Below are 21,148 nucleotides of genomic sequence, written 5' to 3'. Positions count from 1 at the left end.
CATTTTCGAGTTGAAAGCGTTGAATTGGAGTCAAGGTACACCCACCAAGTCCATTCTGTAGCCGGAAACGCAAATTCCTTCCGTGGAGGAGGTCCGATGACCCCTGCCGCCACTGCTCGTACGCACCTTCTGGACGTGACGTTGGCCGCTGAGGAGGTGTCGGTGGGGGTGGCTCGGAAGGGCGTCTGGGATGTCCTTCGGGTGGCTGGGTACTCCGAGGAGCTCGTCGACAACGCGGGGACGGTCGTGACCGAGCTCGCGTCGAACGCCGTCCGCGCGGCTGTGGAGGAGGCGATCAGGGTGCGGGTGTCGCCCGTCCGGAATGGTGTCTGGGTCGAGGTGTGGGACGACCAGGACGCCGACCCCGTCCCGCGCATCGCCGTCCAGACCCTCGACGACCTGGACGAACTCCCCTGCGACGAGCTCATCGGCGGATGGGGGCTCGGCATCGTCGAATCCCTGTCCGTCGCGCAGGAGGTCCGCTCGACCGAACCTCACGGCAAGTGGGTCGGCGCGCTCATCCCCTGTGAGCCGGACGGAACGACACCGCGATGACGCCCGCGCCCTACTCCCTCGGCGTGGCCGGGTGCCTCCCGTTGGACCCGCTCGCCCCGACTCCGGCCGATCGGCTGCCGCAGGTCATCCTCTACGCCGTCCCGTCCGAACCTCACCTCGTGAACGCCGCGACGGCGGAAATGCGAGAGCTCTTCGAACACCCCCGGGTGCGCGCGGACATGATCGTGTCCATCAGCGAACCGGACGACTTCCCCGTCGGCGCGTCCATCGCCGGCAAGGACTCCCTGGCAATCCGGTATCGCGAGCATCGGGAACGGCATCCGGTGCCCGCCGGGCTGGTCACCGCCATCCTGGAACGCCGTCGCTTCATGATCACGCTGATCGGACGGCCGTGGCCGTTCCCGGCGGCGCACCGACAGGACCGGGCGCTGCTCAGCGCCTTCCTCAACGACCCGGCGACGCGTCCTCGGGCCGGACTCGTCGTGCCGCTGATCCGGGAGGCCCGCCGCTCCGAACAGAGGCTGCGGGCTAGGAGTGCTCGGTGACCTCGACCCGGTAGGCCTCCAGGCGGTCGGCCAGCTCTGCGGGGTGGCTGAGCATGGGCATGTGGTCGCCCGGCATCTCGTCCGGGACGATCCCCAGGCGCTCCCGGACGACACGGCGCAGGAAATCGGCCGGGAAGAACCTGTCGTCGCGGGCCAGCAGGAACCGCGTCGGGACGTCCGGCCACTCAGGCAGCGGCCACGGCTTCATCATCGGCGTCCCGGACTGGCCGCGCGGGTGCTTCGCCGCCTCGGCGATCAGCTCCGCCGGAGTGTCGAAGTAGAACAGCGTCTCGTCGTCGTCGGGCGCTCGTCCGTCGCGCTCGTCCTGCTCGCGCCGCGCCTGCTCGTACCCCGTCGCGCCCCACCACTCGCCCGGGCTCTCCCCCGGCTTCGGGACCATCGCCTGGAGCATCACCAGCAGGTCGACCTTCACCCGCTCGCAGATCAGCGGACCCGTGAAACCGCCCAGGGAGTGCGCGACCACCACGAGGTCCCCGCGGTCACCGAGGTCCGACCGGTCGCCGATGGCGTCCACGGCGGCGTCGGCGTACTCGGCCAGGCCCGCCGAGTCGTCCTCGGACGGCAGGTCGACGGGCACCGCGTCATGGCCCCGGCGGCGCAGCTCGTCCGCCAGCAGGTGCCAGTACCACGGGTCGGCCCCGCCTCCCGGGATCAGCACGTACGTGGCCATGTGAAACGCCCCCTCAGCCGCGGACTTCCTCCAGGCCGCACCCTAGCCGGGCCCACCGACAGAACACCTGGTCCGCGAGGTACCTTCGAAGTCATGGAGAAGATCAGCAGGACCGAGGACGAGTGGCGGGCCGTCCTCAAGCCGGAGGAGTTCCGGGTGCTCCGCGAGGCGGGCACCGAGGCCCCCTTCACCGGCGAGTACACCGACACCAAGACCGTCGGGGTCTACCGCTGCCGCGCCTGCGGCGCCGAGCTGTTCCGGTCGGAGACCAAGTTCGACTCGCACTGCGGTTGGCCCTCGTTCTTCGAGCCGTCGGAGAGCGACGCCGTCACGCTGATCGAGGACCGGTCGCTCGGCATGGTCCGGGTCGAGGTGCGCTGCGCGACCTGCGACTCGCACCTCGGGCACGTCTTCCACGGCGAGGGGTACGACACCCCGACCGACGACCGCTACTGCATCAACTCGGTGAGCCTCAAACTCGAGCCCGCCGAGTAAGGCCATAGAAAACGCCTCCGGCCCGTCCCCACGCAAGGAGACGGGCCGGAGGCGTTTCGGCGCTGCTACGGCAGGGAGGCGATCAGTTCCGCGACCGGCTTGCGGCGGCCGGTGTAGAACGGGACCTCCTCGCGGGTGTGGCGGCGGGCCTCGGCGCCGCGCAGGTGGCGCATGAGGTCCACGATGCGGTGCAGCTCGTCCGCCTCGAACGCGAGCATCCACTCGTAGTCGCCGAGCGCGAACGACGACACCGTGTTGGCGCGGACGTCCGGGTAGCCGCGGGCCATCTTGCCGTGCTCGGCGAGCATGGCGCGGCGCTCCTCGTCCGGCAGCAGGTACCACTCGTACGACCGGACGAACGGGTACACGCACACGTACCCGCGAGCCTCCTCCTCGGCGAGGAACGCCGGGATGTGGCTCTTGTTGAACTCGGCGGGCCGGTGCAGCGCCATCTGCGACCAGACCGGCTCGCTGGCGCGGCCGAGGGCGGTGCGCCGGAACCGGGAGTAGACCTCCTGGAGGTCGTCGGAGGACGGCGCGTGCCACCAGAACATGTAGTCGGCGTCGGCGCGCAGGCCGGCGACGTCGTACAGGCCGCGGGTCACCACGTCCTTCTGGGCGGCCTGGTCCAGGACGTCCTGCACCTCGGCGGCGTCCTTCTCGGTCACCGCACCCGGCTGGGACACCCGGAACACCGACCACATGGTGTAGCGGATCACCTGGTTAAGGTCGCGCGCCTTCGGCTTCGCGGGCTTGTCCGTCATTCTCGTCTCCCCGACTCTCCAGAAACTCCAGTATGCGTCCGGCCGCGGACCGGGCGTTCGCGATCACCGCGGGGATGCCGACCCCGTCGTAGGCGGCGCCCGCGACGGCGAGCCCCGGCTGCGCGGCGACCGCGGACCGGATCCGTGCGATCCGGTCGGCGTGTCCCACGTCGTACTGCGGCAGGGCCCCGCCCCAGCGGGTCACCCGCGTCTCGACGGGCAGTTCGGCGACCCCGCAGGTCACCGACAGTTCGGTCATCGCGGCGGCGGTGAGCTCCTCGTCGGAACGCTGGAGCGTGTGCTCCTCGCCGACGCGGCCGATCGAGGCGCGCGCCACGATGATGCCCGGGTCGCGGTCGCGCAGGTGCGGCCACTTCACCGAGCTGAAGGTCACGGCCTTGACCTGCCGGCCCTCCACGGACGGGACGAGGTAGCCGCTGCCGTGCGGGGCGCGCCGGAAGGCCGAGGCCGGGTAGGCGAGCGTGATCAGCGCCATCGACGCGGTCTCGATCCGCTCCAGCTCGCGGGCGGCGGCCGGGACCTCCGCGGCGAGCAGGCGCGCGGCGGGCGGGGCCGGGCAGGCGACCACGACGGCGTCCACGTCCAGGGCCTCGGGGTCGCGGGCGGAGCCGATCGTGAGGCGCCAGCCGTCCGGCGTGCGGCGCAGCTCGCGGACGGTCGCGGCGGTGCGGATCTCGCCGCCCGCCTCGGTCACCGCGTCCGCGATGAGGTGCGGGAACCGGCCGAGGCCGCCGTCCAGGGTCGCGAAGACCGGGCCGGAGTCGGCGGGCGCGTGCTCGCGGACGCCCTTCACCGCGTTGATCAGGGATCGCTGGCCGCGCGCGGCGGCGGCGACGCCGGGCAGCGTGGACTCGAACGACAGGCGGTCGGCGCGTCCGGCGTAGACGCCGCCGAGCAGCGGCTCGACCAGGCGGTCCACGACCTCCTGGCCCATCCGCGCGCCGATGTAGTCGGCGACCGACACGTCGTCCCCGCGCGGCGTCTCCGGCAGGACGAGGTCCAGCGGCACGCGGGCGAGGCCGGCGGGCGACAGCACCTGCGAGGCGGCGAGGGCGCGCAGGTCGGACGGGACGCCCATGACCTGCCCGGCGGGCAGCGGGCGCAGCGCGCCGAAGCTGAGGATCGAGGCCGAGGTGGTGCCGGGGTGCACCAGGTCGTCACCGTGGCCGAGCTCGCGGACCAGGCCGACCGCCTCGGGACGGCGGGCGAGGATCGCCTCGGCGCCCTCGTCCACCGGCAGTCCGGCGATCTCGGAGACCTGGAGCTTGCCGCCGATCTTCGGCGAGCCCTCCAGGAGGGTGACCCTGGCGCCGCCGCCGAGCAGCCGCCACGCGGCCGCAAGTCCCGCGACGCCGCCACCGACGACCGCCACATGCGGGGTGGGTTTGGCGCTCATGCCTCCACCTTCCCAGATGCCTTCCGAAACCTGCTCAAGGGGTGGCCATCTCGCAGTATGAGATGCCTCGCACGGACGGTGGGGATCCCCCGGCGCGTGACGTGCGAGATCCTCCGGCCGCGGACCGCGTCCGGGCAGCCGAAGGCCGACCGGTGAGGACGTCACCGGTCGGCGCAGGTCAGACGGCCCTTGGCGCTACCGGGCGGAGTACTCGTGGACGAAGTCGGTGAGCCGCGCGAGGACGTCCGGATCGATCGACGGCGTGACGCCGTGTCCGAGGTTGAAGACGTGCCCCTCGGCCGTCCGGCCGCGGTCGACGACGTCCTTCACGCGGCGCTCGATGATCTCCCACGGCGCGAACAGCAGCGCCGGGTCGAGGTTGCCCTGGAGGGCCTTGCCCGCCGGGACGCGCCGGGCGGCCTCGTCCAGCGGGACGCGCCAGTCGACACCCACGACGTCCGCGCCGGCCTCGCCCATCAGGCCCAGCAGCTCGCCGGTGCCGACGCCGAAGTGGATGCGCGGGACGCCGAGCGACTCGATCTCGCGGAAGATCCGGCTGGTGTGCGGGAAGACCGACTCGCGGTAGTCCTCGGGCGCGACCGCGCCGACCCAGGAGTCGAAGAGCTGGAGCGCGCTGGCACCGGCCGCGACCTGCACCTTCAGGTACTCGATGGTCAGGTCGGCGAGACGTTCCATGAGCCGGTTCCACAGCTCCGGCTCGCCGTACATCATGGCCTTGGTGTGGTCGTGGGTCTTCGACGGCCCGCCCTCGATCAGGTAGGACGCGAGGGTGAACGGCGCGCCCGCGAACCCGATCAGCGGCGTGCTCCCCAGCTCACCCACCAGGCTCTGGACGGCCTCGGTCACGTAGGGGACGTCGTCCGGGGTCAGCTCGCGGATGGCGTCGAGGCCGGACGCGTCCCGGATCGGGTCGGCGATCACCGGGCCGACGCCCGGCTTGATGTCCAGGTCGATGCCGATCGCCATGAGCGGCGTCATGATGTCGCTGAAGAAGATCGCCGCGTCGTTCGCGTACCGGCGCATCGGCTGCATCGTGATCTCGTGGATCATGTCCGGCCGGGTGCACGCCTCCAGCATCGGCACGCCCTCGCGGATGCGCAGGTACTCGGGCAGCGACCGGCCCGCCTGGCGCATGAACCACACGGGCGTGTGCGGCACCGGCTGCCGGCGGCAGGCCAGCAGGAAGGGACTCTCCGCAAGCCCGGGAGCGGGTTGCGCACCGGTGCTCGGTCGGACGGCAGCGTTCGGTTGGACAGCGTCTTCAGCCACCAGCCGATGGTCCCACGGATCCCGCCGCCCCCGGATGCGGGGTCACCGTCACGGCCCCGGGGGCACGAGCCGGAGCATCGCCCCGGACGGTGCACACTGACTCCCGCACCGGACACCCGGCACGGCGTGTCCAAACGTCGCGCCTGGGCGTCGCATTCAGGTGCCGAACCCCCGTGGGACGACGACCGGCCGCTCCAGGGCGTAGCGGCAGGACGCCCGGCCCGGTGCGCTGCGTCCTCGCGCGGGCACGGAACGTTCCGGTGCGGGATGAAGTTCCGGACACGCCGAGCGAAGTCCCGCATTCTGTCCCCACCGCGTGCGAACGTGATTCGCGTCATAGCCGAGGAGGTCCCCCGTGTACTGCTCCACCTGCGGCGACGAGCGCCGGTTCGAGCGGACGCCGTGCCTCGACGGGCACGGAGCCGACTGTCCCGAACGGGCCTGCGTCGAGTGCGGCGCGGCCGTGCTCGTCGGACCGGACGCCACGGCGGGTGACCACCCGGCCGTCACGCCCGGTGACCAGGTGGACGTCACGTTCGGTGATCGGACGGACCGCACGCCGGGTGACGGCGGAACGTCCCGTCCCGCCCCCTCCCGGGCCACCGCGCGGCCGGAGATCCCCGGCCCCCTCCCCTCGGCCTCCTCCTCTTCCGTGTCCACCCCCACCTCCGCCCCCGCTTCCACCCCCGCTCCCGCTTCGTCCACCCCTTCCGACCCCACGTCCGGCGAGCCGGGCCGCGCGGAACGCGCCCTCGCGCGGGCCGTGGCCTGACCCCGACGCCACTGAAGACGAGACCTGTGCTGTGCCCCCAACCCCGCTCTCCCCGCCGCTCAGCGCGACCGGCGGACCTCCCGGTGTGCCCGTGACCCGCGACGACGATCCTGCCGCCGACCTGCCGCCGGCCGCGTTCCAGCGCGCCCGCGAGGCGCTCCAGGCCGTCCTGGACGGCCCGCCGCCGCGCCCTGAACTCGATCTCGAGGACATGCCCGCCCCGCAGCGCCTGGCCCCCTACGCGGCCGCGCTGTCCGGCTCGGTCTACCGCGAGGACGACACCGAGGTGGCGTCCGGACGGCTGATCGTCCTGTACGACCCCGCGGGCCGGGACGGATGGGAGGGCGGCTTCCGGGTCGTCGCCTACATCCGCGCCGACCTCGAGCCGGAGTTCGCCGCCGACGAGCTGATCGGCTCGGTCGCGTGGAGCTGGCTGCTGGAGGCGCTCGAGCCCGCCGGCTACACCGCGGTGTCGGGGACGATCACCCGCGCGGTGTCGGAGAGTTTCGGCGACAAGAGCGACGAACCGTCCGCGACCGAGCTGGAGCTGCGCGCGTCCTGGTCCCCGACCGACTCCGGTTCGGGCATCGACATGGCCGGGCACGTGGCCGCATGGTGCGAGGTCATGAGCACGACGGCGGGCCTGCCGCCCGCCGGGGTCACCGCGCTGCCGGACGGCTCCGGCGGCACGGGCCGCTGAGCGACGTACGGTAGGGGCGTGGGAAGCAGAGCGCCGGGCACCGAGACCGCCGGGGAGAACACCGAGACCGTGGCAGCGTCCGAGACACCGCAGACCGCCGCGCGCGCGGGCACGACCGGGCCCGTGGGCGCGGACGACGCCGGATCCGCGGGAGCCGCGACGGGCCCGCCCGCCCGGGCCGCCGGGCACGCGGGCACCGGCTCGCCGTCCGGCGGCGCGTCCGCCGGAGCCGGCGGTCGCGCCGGGGCGGGCGCCGCCGAGGGCGAGGTGGGTGAGGAGCGGCACTCGACGCCGCTCCTGGAGCCGCGGGAGGGCGTCCCGCCGGTCCTGGCGGACGAGTCCGGGCTGTCCCGGATCGTGGAGGCGTTCGCGCACGGCTCCGGTCCGGTGGCGGTGGACGCCGAGCGCGCGTCCGGCTACCGGTACGGGCAGCGGGCGTACCTGATCCAGCTGCGCCGGGCGGGCGCGGGGACGGCCCTGATCGACCCGATCGAGTGCCCCGACCTGACCGGCCTGAACGCGGCGCTGGCCGACACCGAGATGGTGCTGCACGCCGCCAACCAGGACCTTCCCTGCCTGTCCGAGGTCGGCCTGAAGCCGGCGTCGCTGTTCGACACCGAGCTGGCCGGGCGGCTGCTCGGCTACCCGAGGGTCGGGCTCGGCTCGATCGTCGAGAACGTCCTCGGGTTCGCGCTGGAGAAGGGCCACTCGGCGGCGGACTGGTCGACGCGTCCCCTGCCCGAGGACTGGCTGAAGTACGCGGCGCTGGACGTCGAGCTGCTGGTGGAGCTGCGCGACGCGCTGCACGAGGAGCTGGAGCGCACGGGCAAGCTGCCGTGGGCGATGGAGGAGTTCGCCGCGATCCTGGCGACGCCGCCGAAGACGCCGCGCGCCGACCCGTGGCGCCGGACGTCCGGCATCCACCGGATCCGGAACCGGCGCGCGCTGGCGATCGTCCGCGAGGTCTGGGAGACCCGCGACCGGATCGCCCAGGAGCGCGACCTGTCCCCCGGGCGCGTCCTGCAGGACGCCGCGATCGTCGAGCTGGCGCTGAAGACGCCGAAGACCCCCGCCGAACTGCTCGCGCTGCCGACCATGAAGGGCCGCGGGGCGCGCCGGCACCAGTCGGCGTGGCTGCGCGCGGTGTCCCGGGCGCGGGGCGTTCCCGAGCGCGGGCTGCCCGAGGCGAACCTCCCCGGGGACGGCCCGCCGCCCGCGCACCGCTGGGCCGAGCGCGACCCGGCCGCCGCCGAGCGGCTCACCGCCGCCCGCGCGGTGGTGACGACGCTGTCGGAGCAGTTCACCGTCCCGGCCGAGAACCTGATGCAGCCGGACGCGGTGCGCCGCCTGTCGTGGTCGCCGCCGCCCGGTCCGATCGCCGCCGAGCCGCTCGCGGACGCCCTGCGCGGCCTCGGCGCGCGCGAGTGGCAGATCGGGCTGGTGGTGCCGCCGCTGGCCAGGGCCTGGAGCGAGCTCTAGCCGGATCTCACCGGCCCACGCCGCCGGAGCATCGCCGCGGGTACCTCTCCGCCGGGTCAGATCACAGACGCCCCCTGTTGGGATAAATCGGGAATTAGGTTAGCTTTACCTAAGCATCCTGGTTTCGCCGCAGGGAACCCGTCCCGTGGCCCGACCCCCGAGGAGCGTGGCGATGCTACTGGGCAACTTCCTCATCGGACTGCGGGAAGGGCTCGAGGCGGCCCTCGTGGTCAGCATCCTGATCGCCTACCTGGTGAAGACCGGGCGGCGGGAGGCGCTGCTGCCGGTGTGGACGGGCATCGGGGTCGCGATCGCGGTGTCGGTCGGGTTCGGGCTGGCGCTGTCCGCCGCGTCCTCGGAGATGCAGTTCAAGACCCAGGAGCTGTTCGGCGGGATCCTGTCGATCATCGCGGTCGGGCTGGTCACCTGGATGGTGTTCTGGATGCGCCGCACGTCCCGGTTCATGAAGAAGGAGCTCGAGGGCAAGCTCGGAGCCGCGCTGGACGTCGGCCCGGTCGCGCTCGGGACGGTCGCGTTCCTCGCGGTCGGCCGGGAGGGCCTGGAGACCGCGCTGTTCCTGTGGACGAACATCACCAGCTCGTCCGAGGGGTCGACGCAGCCGATCCTCGGCGCGCTGCTCGGCCTGGCCTGCGCGGTCGCCCTCGGGTACCTGCTGTACCGGGGCGGGCTGAAGCTGAACCTCAAGCGCTTCTTCGCCTGGACGGGCGGCGCGCTGATCGTGGTCGCGGCCGGGGTGTTCGGCTACGGCTTCAAGGACCTGCAGGAGGCGGATCTCCTGCCCGGCCTGCACACCGTCTGGCTCGAGCCGCACGTGTTCTTCGCCAAGTTCGGCTCGGCGGGCGACTGGCTGCAGACCGCCTTCCAGGGCGTCCTGAACGTCACGCCGCAGATCACCGCGCTCCAGCTGATCATGTGGGCGCTGTACCTGGTCGTGGTGATGGGCTTCTTCCTGCGCCCGCAGGGCGGCCCGAAGAGCGCCCCGGTCAAGCCCGCCTCCGAGCCGGCCGCCTCCTCCTGAGCCGAGCTGAACTCCGCGCCCTTTTCCCGGCCTAGAGGTCGGGGAGGGGGTCGCGCGGGAGGATGCCGGGGTCGAACACCTCGGCGTCCGCCGCGTTGATCACCGGCACGTACTCGTCGTCCACCTCGAAGAACGCCCCGGCGAACTCGAAGCACGCGCCCGCGCCCGTCTCGACCGGCCCGATGCGGCGCTCGCGCGGGTAGCTGCCCCACACGCCGCTCGGGCCCGTCCGGCCGCCGGACCCGGTGCAGAGCACGGTGACCCGCTCGCCGGTCACCACGAACAGGAAGCCCGCGCCGCCGCCGCGGCTCAGCGCGGGGAACGCGTAGCGGATCTCCACCTCGCCGCCGAGGAACTCCCGGCAGCGCCGGCGCAGCGGACCCGGCAGCGGCATGCGACGTCCGACCCTTCACACTCCTGGGGCGGCCGGGGAGCCCGGCCTCCCCCATCATCCCGTCCTCCGCTCCCCCGGACCACCGCGTCGCGCAAGCCCGCCGCTCACGCGCGGGACGGCGATTCCGGCGGGCTCAGGCGGTCCGGGACGATCTTGCCCGTGGCGTTGCGCGGCAGGCTCCGGACGAGGTGGACGTCGCGCGGGACGGCGTACCGGGCGACCTCGGCGTGGACGTGGGCGCGGACGTCCGCGGGGTCGATCCGGGCGCCCGGCCTGGGAACGACGTAGGCGGCGACGCGCTGGCCCCACTCGGGGTCCGGGACGCCGACGACCGCGACCTCGTGGATCTCGGGCATCCGCAGCAGGGCGTCCTCGACGTCACGCGGGACGACGTTCTCGCCACCCGAGACGATCACGCCGTCGGCCCGTCCGGCGACGAACAGCAGGCCGCGGCGGTCGACGCGGCCGAGATCGCCGGTCGCGAGCAGCCCGTCCCGGACGGGCAGCGGCTCCCCGCCGGTGTACCCCTCGAACAGCAGCTCGTTGGCGGCGTGGATGTGGCCGATCTCGCCGCGCGGGACCGTCCGGCCGCCGGGGTCCAGGATCGACAGCGACGTCCCGGCGGGCGGACGGCCGGCCGTGCGGGGGTCGAGCCGCAGGTCGCGCGGGGTCGCGATGGACACCCAGGACGTCTCGGTCGAGCCGTACACGTTGTAGAGGCGGTCGCCGAACGCGTCCATGAACCGGACCGCGAGGTCGCCCGGAAGGGCGGAACCGCTGACGGCGACGATCCGCAGCGTGGACGACGCGTCGTACCGGGCGCGCGTCGCGGCGGGCAGGTCCAGGATGCGCTGGAGCATCACCGGGACGGCGAACAGGACGGTGTCCCCCTGCCCGGCGACGGCCGCGAGCGTCCGCACGGGGTCGAACCGCCGGTGCAGGACGACCGGGGCGCGCAGGGCCCACGCCATCTGGAGCGCCGAGTATCCCCACATGTGGAACAGCGGAGCCTCGACGACCATCGTCTGCCGCGACCGCAGCGGGATCCGGGACGCCATCGACGCCAGCGGCCACAGGCCCGGCCGGGGCGGGCGGCGGGCTCCCCGGGGCCGTCCCATGGTGCCGGAGCTGAGCATGATCGTCCGGCTCTGCACCTGCGGCGGCCCGGACGCCCGGGACGGCGTCGCCTCGATGATCCGCCCGATCGTCGCCGCCGGGGTCGTCGCCAGCCCTCCCCGGGGCCGCGCCGACGCACGGTCGGACGGGGCGTGGTCCGCCCACAGGACGCGGCGGCGGAGCGCGACCGGGACGGCGGAGAGCAGCGGCTCGAACTCGGCGTCCGCGATGATCAGGTCCATGCGCAGCTCGGACAGGACGTCGCGGAGGCGGCCCGTCCCGAAGCCGGTGTTCAGCGGGACGACCTCGGCGCCGCGGCGGCTGCACGCGACCAGGGAGAGCACCAGGCCGCGGTGGTTGCGGCACAGCAGGCCGACGCGGGGGCGGGGCCCGGCCAGGGGCAGGCCGTCGGCGAGCCGCGCGGACCGGTCGTCCAGCTCGGCGAAGGTCAGCTCGCCCTCGTCGTCGGTCAGGGCGAGCCGGTCGGGGACGCGGGCGGCGGCGGCCACCAGGAGCCCGGCCAGGGTGGTGCCCCAGGTGCGGAGCGCGCCGATCTGGGACAGGACGCGGTGCGGCGGGCCCGCGACGAGGCCGGTGCGGAGCAGCATGCCGGTGAGGTCGCGCGCGTGCCCGAGCCTGCGGCGCAGACCGGGGCGGTAGGCGGGCCTCGCGTGCGTCACCGGCGTCCTCCTCGGTGCGTCACCGTCAAGGTAACCGGCGGAAGGGAGGGGAACAAGGGACGTCCGGGACGGCCGCCCGTACGGAACGTCCGGTTTTCCGAGGTCGGTCATCCGGGACCGCGTGGCAAACTGGATCGAGGCTGATCGGCAGGATCGGCCGACCGGATCCCGGGAGGTGGCCCCTTGGCGGGTGCGGACGGACGGCGCGCTTCGGGCGCGCTGGAAACCGAGATCATGTCGGTGCTCCAGCGGGCCGGGCGGCCGCTTTCCACGACCGACGTCCAGCGGCTGCTCACCGACGACCTCGCCTACTCCACGGTCGTCACGATCCTGACCCGCATGCACGACAAGGGCCTGCTCGTGCGCGCGAAGACCGGGCGCGCGTTCCGGTACGCGCCGGTCAGCGACGAGCCCGGCCTCGTGGCGCGGCGCATGCACCAGGCCCTCCAGGAGCGTCCGGACCGGCACATGGTGCTGGCCCGCTTCGTCGACACCCTCTCCGACCAGGACGAACGCCTCCTCCGCGAGCTCCTCGAAGGACGCCCGGAGTGATCACCCCGACGCCGGGACGGCGGGGGGACGGGCGGCCGGGGCCGTGATGACCGACCCCGACACCTACCTCGCGCTCCTGCTCCCGGTGGTGGCGGCCCTGGCGGCGCGGCCGCTGTCCGAGCGGCTCTCGCCGCGCACCGCGGTCTGGTCGCTGACCGGGACGGGCGTGGCGCTGGCCGTGGCGAGCCTGGCGACGCTGGCGGTCTCGGCGCTGGGCAGCGCGCTGCGGCTGCCGCCGATCGCGGCGCTCGGGCACATGTCCGAGGCCGTGCTGCGGCGCGCGCCCATCACCGACCCGGTGTACGGGACGGCGGCGGCCGTCCTGCTGACGGTGTGCCTGGTCGCGGTGGCCTGCGCGGCGGTCCGGCAGGGGTACCGGCTGGCGGCGTCCGCGCGGACGGCCCGGTCCCTGCCCGGCGACGGCCTGATCGCGATCATGGACGATCCGGAGGCCGAGGCGTTCGCCCTACCCGGGCGTCCCGGACGCGTCGTCGTCACCACCGGCATGCTGGACGTCCTGACCCCGGCGCAGCGCGACGCGCTGATCGCGCACGAGCGGGCGCACCTGGCCGACCGGCACCACCTCTTCCGGGCCCTCACGACCGTCGCCGTCGCGGCGAACCCGCTGCTCTGGCCGCTGCGCTCCGCGGTCGTCTTCGCCACCGAGCGCTGGGCGGACGAGCGGGCCGCGGCGTCCATCGACGACCGGGAGCAGACCGCGCAGGCGATCGGACGCGCCGCCCTCGCCCACAGCCGGCGTCCCCGCCTCAGCCATGCCGCGGCCCTCGGCATCCGCGGCAGGGAGGGCATCGGCGCCGAAAGGAGCGGCGGGCGGAGCATCCGCGCCGGGCGGGGGCCGCGGCGGCTCACCCGGCGGCCCGGGCCGCTGCCCCGGCGGGTGGCGGCGCTGCTGGGGCCGCCCCCGGCGCGGCGTCCGCTGCTGATCGCGGCGCTGGTCGGGCTGGTGCTGGTGTCGCTGCTGGCCACCCAGGACGCCGCGTTCGACCTGCACGAGCTGGTCGAACACGCCCAGGCCGCCGACTAGATCGTTTCGACGGGCCGCAGGACCGGTCTCGGCTACGCTGGCGTCCCATAAAATCTACATAGATGTAGATATCTCTTCGGCGCAGGCTCAGGGAAACGGGGTTCCGGGTGATCGAGAAGGCAGCGGCGGCGACGCTCGCCGGACGCGACGCGTTCGACGCGGGGCTGTACCGCGCGGTGGTCGGCGTCTCCCACCACACGAGCGGCCTGAACGGCCTGGTCAACTGGTGGAGCGACTACGGGCTCGCGCTGTTCGCCGTCCTCGCCGGACTGGCCTGGTGGACGGCCCGGGACCGGGGCCTGCGCACCGCCCTGACCGCCCTGTGGGTGCCCGGCGCGATGGTCGCGGCGTTCGTGGTGAGCAGCGTTCTGAAGTTGATGATCCAAGAGCAGCGGCCGTGCCGCGCCATGCCCACGGTACACATCGCGGCCTCGTGCCCCGGCGCGTCCGACTACTCGTTCCCGAGCAACCACGCCGTCCTGGCCGGGGCCGCCGCGGTCGCGGTCTGCTTCGCCGCCGGACGGCTCCTCGCCGCGATCGCCGTGGTCAACGCCCTGGTCATCGCCGCCTCGCGCGTCTACATCGGCGTCCACTACCCGCACGACGTGGCCGTCGGCCTCCTGGTGGGCGCGCTGGTCGCCGCCGTCGGCGCCCTCCTGCTGACCAGGATCCTCGACCGCGTCGCGCCGGCCCGCCGCGCGGGGACGCACGCCGCCGCCCGCTGAGAGTCCGCTCGTCGGCTTCCTCCTCCAGGGCATCGCCCGCACCCGGCGCCGCCGCCGGGCCGCCGTCCGTGAGGAGGCCACCCACCACACCCCGCGCTAGCGCCGCACCGAATCCGCCACACTGAGATTCAGGCCACGATTCGGACCGGGGAGCGGTGTCGGTGACGCGCGGGGGCATTACCGACGAGTAGGATGGCGAGTTACCAGTGAGTAACCACCTTCCGAGGGAGGGCGACCCGTGCCTCGTACCGCACGTGACGTCGTGTTCGTGGACGGCGTCCGGACGCCGTTCGGCAAGGCGGGCCCCAAGGGCCTGTACGCGGAGACCCGTGCGGACGACATGGTCGTCCGGGCCATCCGCGAGCTGATGCGCCGCAACCCGTCCCTGCCGCCGGAGCGGGTGGACGAGGTCGCCGTCGCCGCCACCACGCAGACCGGCGACCAGGGCCTGACCATCGGCCGCAGCGCCGCCGTCCTCGCGGGCCTGCCCAAGAGCGTCCCCGGCTACGCCATCGACCGCATGTGCGCGGGCGGGATGACCGCGGTCACCACGACCGCGGCCGGAATCTCCTTCGGCTCCTACGACGTCGTCCTCGCGGGCGGCGTCGAGCACATGGGCCGGCACCCGATGGGCGAGGGCGTCGACCCGAACCCGCGCTTCCTGGCCGACAAGCTCGTCGACCCGACGGCGCTGGTCATGGGCACGACCGCGGAGAACCTGCACGACCGGTTCCCGCAGATCACCAAGGAGCGCGCGGACGCCTACGCCGTCCGCAGCCAGGAGAAGGTCGCCGCCGCGTACGAGGCCGGGAAGATCCAGCCCGACCTGGTACCGACCGCGATCCGGTCCGCCGAGAAGGGCTGGGGCCTCGCCACCGAGGACGAGCCGCCGCGGCCCGGCACCTCCATGGAGGACCTCGCCAAGCTGAAGACCCCGTTCCGGGTGCACGGCAACGTCACCGCCGGGAACGCCGCGGGCCTGAACGACGGCGCGACGGCCTGCCTGCTCGCCGCCGAGGACGTGGCCCGCGAGCTCGGCCTCACCCCGCGCATGCGGCTGGTCGACTTCGCCTTCGCGGGCGTCGAGCCCGAGGTCATGGGCGTCGGCCCGGTCCCGGCGACCGAGAAGCTGCTCGCCCGCAACTCCCTCACCATGGACGACATCGGCCTCATCGAGATCAACGAGGCGTTCGCCGTCCAGGTGCTGGCGTTCCTGGAGCACTTCAAGATCGCCGACGACGACGCGCGCGTGAACCCGTGGGGCGGCGCGATCGCCTTCGGCCACCCGCTGGCCTCGTCCGGCGTCCGCCTGATGACCCAGCTCTCGCGGCTGTTCGAGGAGCGGACCGACGTCCGCTACGGCCTGACCACGATGTGCGTCGGCATGGGCATGGGCGGAACCGTCCTCTGGGAGAACGTGAACTGGGAGGGCGACAAGTGAGCGCCGGAATCACCGAGATCTTCGCCGGCGAGGTCGTCACGCACGCCCGCGTCCGCGACGTCCAGCTTCCGTTCGGCGCGGGCACGCTCGCGCTGATCACGCTGGACAACGGCTTCGACCACACCAAGCCGAGCACGTTCGGGCCGGGCGGCCTGACCGAGCTGAACGCCGCGATCGACTCCATCGCCGGACGCGACGACATCGTCGCCGTCGGCGTGACCGGCAAGCCGTTCATCTTCGCCGTCGGCGCGGACCTCAAGGGCGTCCCGCTGGTGGAGAAGCGCGAGGACGCGCTGGCCATCGGCAAGCTCGGCCACGACGTGTTCCGCCGCCTCGGCGAGCTGAACGTCCCGTCGTTCGCCTACTACAACGGCGCGGCGATGGGCGGCGGCGTCGAGATCGGCCTGCACTGCACCTACCGGACGGTCTCCCGCAACGTCCCGGCGATGAGCCTGCCCGAGGCGTTCCTCGGCCTCGTCCCCGGCTGGGGCGGCACGTACCTGCTGCCGAACCTGATCGGCGTGGAGAAGGCCCTCAAGGTCGTCATCGACAACCCGCTCGCCCAGAACAAGCAGCTCAAGGGCCAGCAGGCGTACGACCTCGGCATCGCCGACGCGATCTTCGACGCCGCCGACTTCCTCGAGGAGTCGCTGGCCTGGACCGCCCACGTCCTCCAGGGCGACATCGAGGTCAAGCGCCCCGAGGTCGACAAGGGCAAGGCCTGGGACGACGCGGTCAACATGGCCCGCTGGACGCTCGAGGGCAAGCTGCACGGCGCCGCCCCGTCCTACGTCCGCGCGCTGGACCTGGTCGCCGCCGCCAAGGACCGCAGCCGCGACGAGGGCTTCGCCGCCGAGGACGAGGCGCTCGCCGACCTCATCATGAGCGACGAGCTGCGCGCCGGCCTGTACGCGTTCGACCTGGTGCAGAAGCGCGCCAAGCGTCCCGCGGGCGCGCCGGACAAGGCGCTGGCCCGCAAGGTCACCAAGGTCGGCGTCGTCGGCGCGGGCCTGATGGCCTCGCAGCTTGCGCTGCTGTTCGCGCGCCGCCTGGAGGTCCCGGTCGTGCTGACCGACCTCGACCAGGAGCGCCTGGACAAGGGCGTCGGCTACGCGCACGGCGAGATCGACAAGCTGCTCGGCAAGGGCCGGATCTCGGCCGACAAGGCCAACCGGCTCAAGGGCCTGATCAGCGGCTCGCTGACCAAGGACGCCTTCGCCGACGCGGACTTCGTCATCGAGGCCGTGTTCGAGGAGATGTCGGTCAAGCAGAAGGTGTTCGCCGAGGTCGAGGAGCACGTCTCCCCCGAGGCGATCCTCGCGACCAACACCTCCTCGCTGTCGGTGTCGGAGATGGCGAGCAAGCTGAAGCACCCCGAGCGGGTCGTCGGCTTCCACTTCTTCAACCCGGTCGCGATCCTGCCGCTGCTGGAGATCGTCCGCGGCGAGCAGACCGACGACGCGGCCCTCGCGACCGCGTTCTCGGTCGGCAAGCAGCTGAAGAAGTCCTGCGTGCTGGTCAAGGACGCCCCGGCGTTCGTGGTCAACCGGATCCTGCTGCGCCTGATGGCGGAGATCATCCAGACCGTGGACGAGGGCACCCCGATCGAGACGGCCGAGCGCGCCGCCAACCCGCTCGGCCTGCCGATGCCGCCGTTCGTCCTGATGGGCCTGGTCGGCCCGGCGATCGCGCTGCACGTCAACGAGACGCTGCACGGCGCGTTCCCGGAGCGGTTCCCGCTGTCGGAGAAGTTCGGCAAGTTCGTGGCCGAGGGCAAGCGGGGCGTCTACATGCCCGACTTCACCCTCGACCCCGAGGCCGTCGAGCTGTTCGCCGGCGGCGACAAGGCGTCCACCGAGGAGCAGGTGCTCGAGCGGGCGCTGAAGGCCCTGGCCGAGGAGATCCGGCTCATGCTGGACGAGGGCGTCGTGGCCGCCCCCGAGGACATCGACCTGTGCATGATCCTCGGCGCCGGCTGGCCGTTCCACCTGGGCGGGATCACCCCGTACCTGGACCGCAGCGGGATCGCCGAGCAGGTGACCGGCCGCCGGTTCCTCGAGCCGGGCGTAGCGTCCCTGCCCGCCTGACCCGACAGCCCGCTTGAACGCGGGCCCCGCTGGAACAGGGGCCCGCTCGAGCGAACGGCGCGCGCGTGAACAGCGCGCGCGCCCGAACGCCGGTGTCACCACGCCGACGTGAACACGGAGATGCCGTCCCGAACCATCGGGACGGCATTTTCGCGTTTTCATTGCGCATCCCGGACGGAACCGGAGTTTTGGTGGCCGTGATCCCGCCTAAAAACTCTGTATCACCCACTGCAGCCATCCCGTCACCAGCCGAGAGGACGCCAGGTGGACCTGTTCCGGACGAAGTCGGTCGAACAGTCGATCAGCGACACCGAGGAGCCGGACCACCGGCTGCGCCGGGACCTGGGGCCCCTGGACCTGCTCATCTTCGGCGTCGGCGTCATCATCGGGACCGGCATCTTCGTCCTCACCGGCCAGGTCGCGCGGGACAAGGCCGGGCCGGCGGTCGCGATCTCGTTCCTGCTGGCCGCCGTGGTGTGCGGCCTGGCGGCGCTCTGCTACGCCGAGTTCTCCTCGACGGTCCCGGTGGCGGGATCGGCCTACACCTTCTCCTACGCGACGCTCGGCGAGTTCCCGGCCTGGATCATCGGCTGGGACCTGATCCTGGAGCTGGCGCTCGGCGCGGCCGTGGTGTCGGTCGGCTGGTCCGGATACCTGGCCTCCCTGCTGAGCGGCATCGGGATCCATCTGCCCGCCTCGGTCCTGAATCCGCCCGGGTACAACGGCGGGGTGCTGAACATCCCGGCGGTGCTGATCGTCCTCGCGGTGACGGGGCTGCTGGTCACGGGCGTCAAGGTCTCAGCGCGGGTGAACGCGGTGGTCGTGACGATCAAGGTCGCGATCGTGCTGCTGGTGATCTTCGCGGGGCTGTTCTTCATCAAGGGGGCGAACTACCACCCGTTCATCCCCCCGTCGCAGTCGAACCCGTCGGTCTCGGGCGCCGCCGCGCCGCTCCTCCAGGTGCTGTTCGGCATCAGCCCGGTGTCCTTCGGCTGGCTCGGCATCTTCGCGGCCCTGTCCATCGTCTTCTTCGCCTACATCGGCTTCGACATCGTGGCCACGGCCGCCGAGGAGGCGCGGCATCCGCAGCGCGACCTGCCGATCGGGCTGCTCGGCTCGCTGGTCGTCACGGCCGTCCTGTACGTGGCGGTCTCCCTGGTCGTGGTCGGCATGCAGCACTACACCGAGCTGAGCGTCGCGGCGCCGCTGGCGGACGCGTTCAAGGCCGTCGGCCATCCGGCGTTCGCGACGATCATCAGCATCGGCGCGGTCGCGGGCCTCATGACGGTCGTGCTGATCATGCTGCTCGGGCAGAGCCGGGTGTTCTTCGCGATGAGCCGGGACGGCCTGCTCCCGGCCTGGCTCTCGGCCGTCCACCCGCGGTTCGGCACGCCCTACCGGTCGACGCTCATCATGGGCAGCATCGTCGCGATCCTCGCCGGGCTGATCCCGCTCGCCAAGCTCGCCGAGCTGGTGAACATCGGCACGCTGTTCGCGTTCGTGGTCGTGTCCGTCGGCGTGGTGATCCTCCGCCGCACCCGGCCGGACCTGCCGCGCGCGTTCCGGACGCCGCTCGTCCCGGCCGTCCCGGTGCTGTCCGTCCTGGCCTGCCTGTTCGTCATGCTGAACCTGCCGGTCGAGACCTGGTACCGGTTCTTCGCCTGGATGGCGGTCGGCGTGATCGTCTACTTCGGCTACGGCCGCTCCCACTCCCGGCTCCAGGCGGCCCGATCCGGGGTGTGACGGCGCTCACGCTGTCACTTTCGGCCGCGACGAGGGCACAATGCCCCCATGACGGGACACCTGCGGGTCGCGGTCGTCGGTTCCGGTCCGGCCGGGTTGTACGCGGCCGAGGCCCTGCTCAAGCAGGCCGGGGACGGAGTCCGCGTGGACGTGTTCGACCGCCTCCCGTCGCCGTACGGGCTCGTCCGGTACGGGGTCGCGCCGGACCACCCGTCCATCAAGTCGATCGCGAACTACCTCCAGGGCGTCCTGGAGCGTCCCGGGGTGCGGTTCTTCGGCTGCGTCGAGCTCGGCCGGGACGTGTCGCGCGCCGAGCTGCTCGACCACTACGACGCCGTGATCTACTCGACCGGCGCGATGGTCGACCGGCATCTGGGCATCCCCGGCGAGCACCTGCCCGGCAGCTTCGCCGCCACCGACTTCGTCAACTGGTACTGCGGCCACCCCGACGCCGCCGACCACGGCTTCGCGCTGGACGCCGAGGAGGTCGCCGTCATCGGCGTCGGGAACGTCGCCGTGGACGTCGTCCGCATCCTCGCCCGGACGGTGGACGAGCTGCGTCCGACGGACGTGCCCGAGCAGGTCCTGGACGCGCTGTCGCGCAGCCGGGTCCGGCGCGTCCACATGATCGGGCGGCGAGGCCCGGCGCAGGCCAAGTTCACCACCAAGGAGCTGCGCGAGCTGGGCACGCTCGCCGAGGCGTCCGTGCACGTCCCGGCCGGGGACATGGACCTGGACGAGGCGAGCGCCGCGGCCGCCGAGGCCGACCGGCACGTGCGCGGCAACATCAAGGTCCTCAACGGCTGGACGGACGCCCCGAACGACCGTCCGCGCCGCATCGACGTGCGGTTCTGGCGCGCGCCCACCGAGATCCTCGGCACCGACCGGGTCGAGGGGCTGCGCCTGGAGCGCACCCGCCTGGACGACACCGGGCGCGTCACCGGCACCGGCGAGTTCGAGGACCTGCCCGTCGGCATGGTGCTGCGCTCGGTCGGGTACCAGAGCGTCCCGCTGGCGGGGCTGCCGTTCGACGAGCGCAGCAAGGTCGTCCCGAACGACGGCGGGCGCGTCCTCGGCCCCGACGGGTCCCCGCTCCCCCGCGAGTACGTGGCGGGCTGGGTCAAGCGCGGCCCGACCGGCGTGGTCGGGACGAACAAGTCCGACGCCGCCGAGACCGTCCGGAACCTGCTCGCCGACCTCGGCGACACCCGCACCGAACCCGCCGGGACGATCGAGAACCTGCTGGAGCGCTGCGAGCTCCCCGCCGTCCGCTACGAGGACTGGCTCAACCTCGACGCCGCCGAGATCGCCCTCGCCCGCTCCCTGGACCGCGGCGAACGCGTGAAACTGGCCCGCTGGGACGCCATGCGCACCGCCTGCCACGGCGCCTGACCGCTCACTCCGCGCTCATCGCCCGACCCACCTGAGCCGCACTCCGCGCCGCCCCACGGGCGTCGGACGAGCCTCTGAGCGCCTGCCTCACAGGGTTCCGGGGGGATGTGGCCCACGCGGTGCGGACGCGGCCCTGGTCGCGTTCTGGGGCAAGGGGGGCGATTCAGACGGGCCGCGCGGGCGGGCGGCGGGGAATCGGAGACGGCCACGTGAGCGAAGAGTTACCGTGCGTGTGTGATCGGAGGTCCTGAGCGACGCACGACGG

The 21,148-nt window shown here is 72.9% G+C and carries 20 protein-coding genes; 14 read left to right on the top strand and 6 right to left on the bottom strand.

The features are described 5' to 3' along the window. Nucleotides 1-96: 96 nt before the first annotated feature. Both AB0L06_RS24020 and AB0L06_RS24015 read left to right on the top strand, forming a co-directional pair. Nucleotides 97-555: an ATP-binding protein gene (locus tag AB0L06_RS24020; protein ID WP_500233306.1), complete on the top strand. Its 459-nt coding sequence runs from the start codon at nucleotides 97-99 to the stop codon at nucleotides 553-555. Further along, entirely contained in the window at nucleotides 552-1,061 is a 510-nt protein-coding gene (locus tag AB0L06_RS24015) for a hypothetical protein (RefSeq protein ID WP_500233305.1), read from the top strand. Before AB0L06_RS24020 ends, AB0L06_RS24015 begins: the two co-directional genes overlap by 4 nt. Here AB0L06_RS24015 and AB0L06_RS24010 read toward each other — a convergent pair. Next, complete coding sequence (locus AB0L06_RS24010; protein WP_500233304.1) at nucleotides 1,045-1,752, bottom strand: alpha/beta hydrolase; 708 nt, start codon at nucleotides 1,750-1,752, stop codon at nucleotides 1,045-1,047. The two genes, AB0L06_RS24015 and AB0L06_RS24010, sit on opposite strands and share 17 nt — an antisense overlap. Nucleotides 1,753-1,845: 93 nt before the next feature. Here AB0L06_RS24010 and msrB point away from each other — a divergent pair, with 93 nt between their 5' ends. Then, entirely contained in the window at nucleotides 1,846-2,247 is a 402-nt protein-coding gene (gene msrB / locus AB0L06_RS24005) for a peptide-methionine (R)-S-oxide reductase MsrB (RefSeq protein ID WP_500233303.1), read from the top strand. A gap of 65 nt (nucleotides 2,248-2,312) precedes the next feature. Here msrB and hemQ read toward each other — a convergent pair whose 3' ends face one another. From hemQ to hemE, 3 genes are all read right to left on the bottom strand, one after another. Next, nucleotides 2,313-3,011, bottom strand: a complete 699-nt coding sequence (gene hemQ / locus AB0L06_RS24000) for a hydrogen peroxide-dependent heme synthase (RefSeq protein WP_500233302.1) — start codon at nucleotides 3,009-3,011, stop codon at nucleotides 2,313-2,315. Beyond that, nucleotides 2,971-4,428: a protoporphyrinogen oxidase gene (gene hemG / locus AB0L06_RS23995; RefSeq protein ID WP_500233301.1), complete on the bottom strand. Its 1,458-nt coding sequence runs from the start codon at nucleotides 4,426-4,428 to the stop codon at nucleotides 2,971-2,973. The genes hemQ and hemG overlap by 41 nt, the downstream gene beginning before the upstream one ends. Nucleotides 4,429-4,623: 195 nt before the next feature. Further along, a complete protein-coding gene (gene hemE / locus AB0L06_RS23990) occupies nucleotides 4,624-5,631 on the bottom strand; it encodes a uroporphyrinogen decarboxylase (protein ID WP_500233536.1) in 1,008 nt (335 codons plus the stop codon). Between the two features lie 442 nt (nucleotides 5,632-6,073). Here hemE and AB0L06_RS23985 point away from each other — a divergent pair, with 442 nt between their 5' ends. From AB0L06_RS23985 to efeU, 4 genes are all read left to right on the top strand, one after another. Further along, a complete protein-coding gene (locus AB0L06_RS23985) occupies nucleotides 6,074-6,490 on the top strand; it encodes a hypothetical protein (protein WP_500233300.1) in 417 nt (138 codons plus the stop codon). Nucleotides 6,491-6,581: 91 nt separating this feature from the next. Next, nucleotides 6,582-7,190, top strand: coding sequence for a DUF3000 domain-containing protein (locus tag AB0L06_RS23980; protein WP_500233299.1), 609 nt, complete (start codon nucleotides 6,582-6,584; stop codon nucleotides 7,188-7,190). Between the two features lie 267 nt (nucleotides 7,191-7,457). Beyond that, nucleotides 7,458-8,669, top strand: a complete 1,212-nt coding sequence (locus AB0L06_RS23975; protein ID WP_500233535.1) for a ribonuclease D — start codon at nucleotides 7,458-7,460, stop codon at nucleotides 8,667-8,669. 172 nt (nucleotides 8,670-8,841) lie between these two features. Beyond that, nucleotides 8,842-9,708 (top strand): iron uptake transporter permease EfeU, encoded by an 867-nt coding sequence (efeU, locus tag AB0L06_RS23970; protein WP_500233534.1) that lies wholly within the window; start codon nucleotides 8,842-8,844, stop codon nucleotides 9,706-9,708. A 31-nt stretch (nucleotides 9,709-9,739) separates the two neighbouring features. Here the strand turns inward: efeU and AB0L06_RS23965 are convergent, their stop codons facing one another. Both AB0L06_RS23965 and AB0L06_RS23960 read right to left on the bottom strand, forming a co-directional pair. Further along, nucleotides 9,740-10,102, bottom strand: coding sequence for a hypothetical protein (locus AB0L06_RS23965; RefSeq protein ID WP_500233298.1), 363 nt, complete (start codon nucleotides 10,100-10,102; stop codon nucleotides 9,740-9,742). A gap of 104 nt (nucleotides 10,103-10,206) precedes the next feature. Beyond that, nucleotides 10,207-11,898 carry an AMP-binding protein gene (locus tag AB0L06_RS23960; protein ID WP_500233297.1) on the bottom strand — a complete coding sequence of 564 codons (1,692 nt, stop codon included), beginning with the start codon at nucleotides 11,896-11,898 and terminating at the stop codon, nucleotides 10,207-10,209. Between the two features lie 183 nt (nucleotides 11,899-12,081). On the opposite strand from AB0L06_RS23960, the gene AB0L06_RS23955 reads away from it, so the two are divergent. The 7 genes from AB0L06_RS23955 to AB0L06_RS23925 all read left to right on the top strand — a co-directional run bounded on the left by AB0L06_RS23955 (nucleotide 12,082) and on the right by AB0L06_RS23925 (nucleotide 20,883). Continuing rightward, on the top strand, nucleotides 12,082-12,450 hold the full coding sequence (locus AB0L06_RS23955; RefSeq protein ID WP_500233296.1) for a BlaI/MecI/CopY family transcriptional regulator: 369 nt from the start codon (nucleotides 12,082-12,084) through the stop codon (nucleotides 12,448-12,450). A 46-nt stretch (nucleotides 12,451-12,496) separates the two neighbouring features. Beyond that, complete coding sequence (locus AB0L06_RS23950) at nucleotides 12,497-13,495, top strand: M56 family metallopeptidase (protein ID WP_500233295.1); 999 nt, start codon at nucleotides 12,497-12,499, stop codon at nucleotides 13,493-13,495. Nucleotides 13,496-13,602: 107 nt separating this feature from the next. Further along, complete coding sequence (locus tag AB0L06_RS23945; protein WP_500233294.1) at nucleotides 13,603-14,220, top strand: phosphatase PAP2 family protein; 618 nt, start codon at nucleotides 13,603-13,605, stop codon at nucleotides 14,218-14,220. A 238-nt stretch (nucleotides 14,221-14,458) separates the two neighbouring features. Beyond that, nucleotides 14,459-15,661 (top strand): thiolase family protein, encoded by a 1,203-nt coding sequence (locus AB0L06_RS23940; protein ID WP_500233293.1) that lies wholly within the window; start codon nucleotides 14,459-14,461, stop codon nucleotides 15,659-15,661. After that, nucleotides 15,658-17,748: a 3-hydroxyacyl-CoA dehydrogenase NAD-binding domain-containing protein gene (locus AB0L06_RS23935; RefSeq protein ID WP_500233292.1), complete on the top strand. Its 2,091-nt coding sequence runs from the start codon at nucleotides 15,658-15,660 to the stop codon at nucleotides 17,746-17,748. Before AB0L06_RS23940 ends, AB0L06_RS23935 begins: the two co-directional genes overlap by 4 nt. Nucleotides 17,749-18,012: 264 nt before the next feature. Next, entirely contained in the window at nucleotides 18,013-19,491 is a 1,479-nt protein-coding gene (locus tag AB0L06_RS23930; RefSeq protein ID WP_500233291.1) for an amino acid permease, read from the top strand. Between the two features lie 48 nt (nucleotides 19,492-19,539). After that, nucleotides 19,540-20,883, top strand: coding sequence for an FAD-dependent oxidoreductase (locus AB0L06_RS23925; RefSeq protein WP_500233290.1), 1,344 nt, complete (start codon nucleotides 19,540-19,542; stop codon nucleotides 20,881-20,883). Nucleotides 20,884-21,148 lie beyond the last annotated feature (265 nt).

Origin of the sequence: Spirillospora sp. NPDC052269 (assembly GCF_040679435.1) — a bacterium.
In the GTDB taxonomy this organism is placed as follows: Bacteria; Actinomycetota; Actinomycetes; order Streptosporangiales; family Streptosporangiaceae; genus Spirillospora.
The sequence above is the reverse complement of the archived record's forward strand: the minus strand, read 5'-3'. Positions and strand labels throughout refer to the sequence as shown.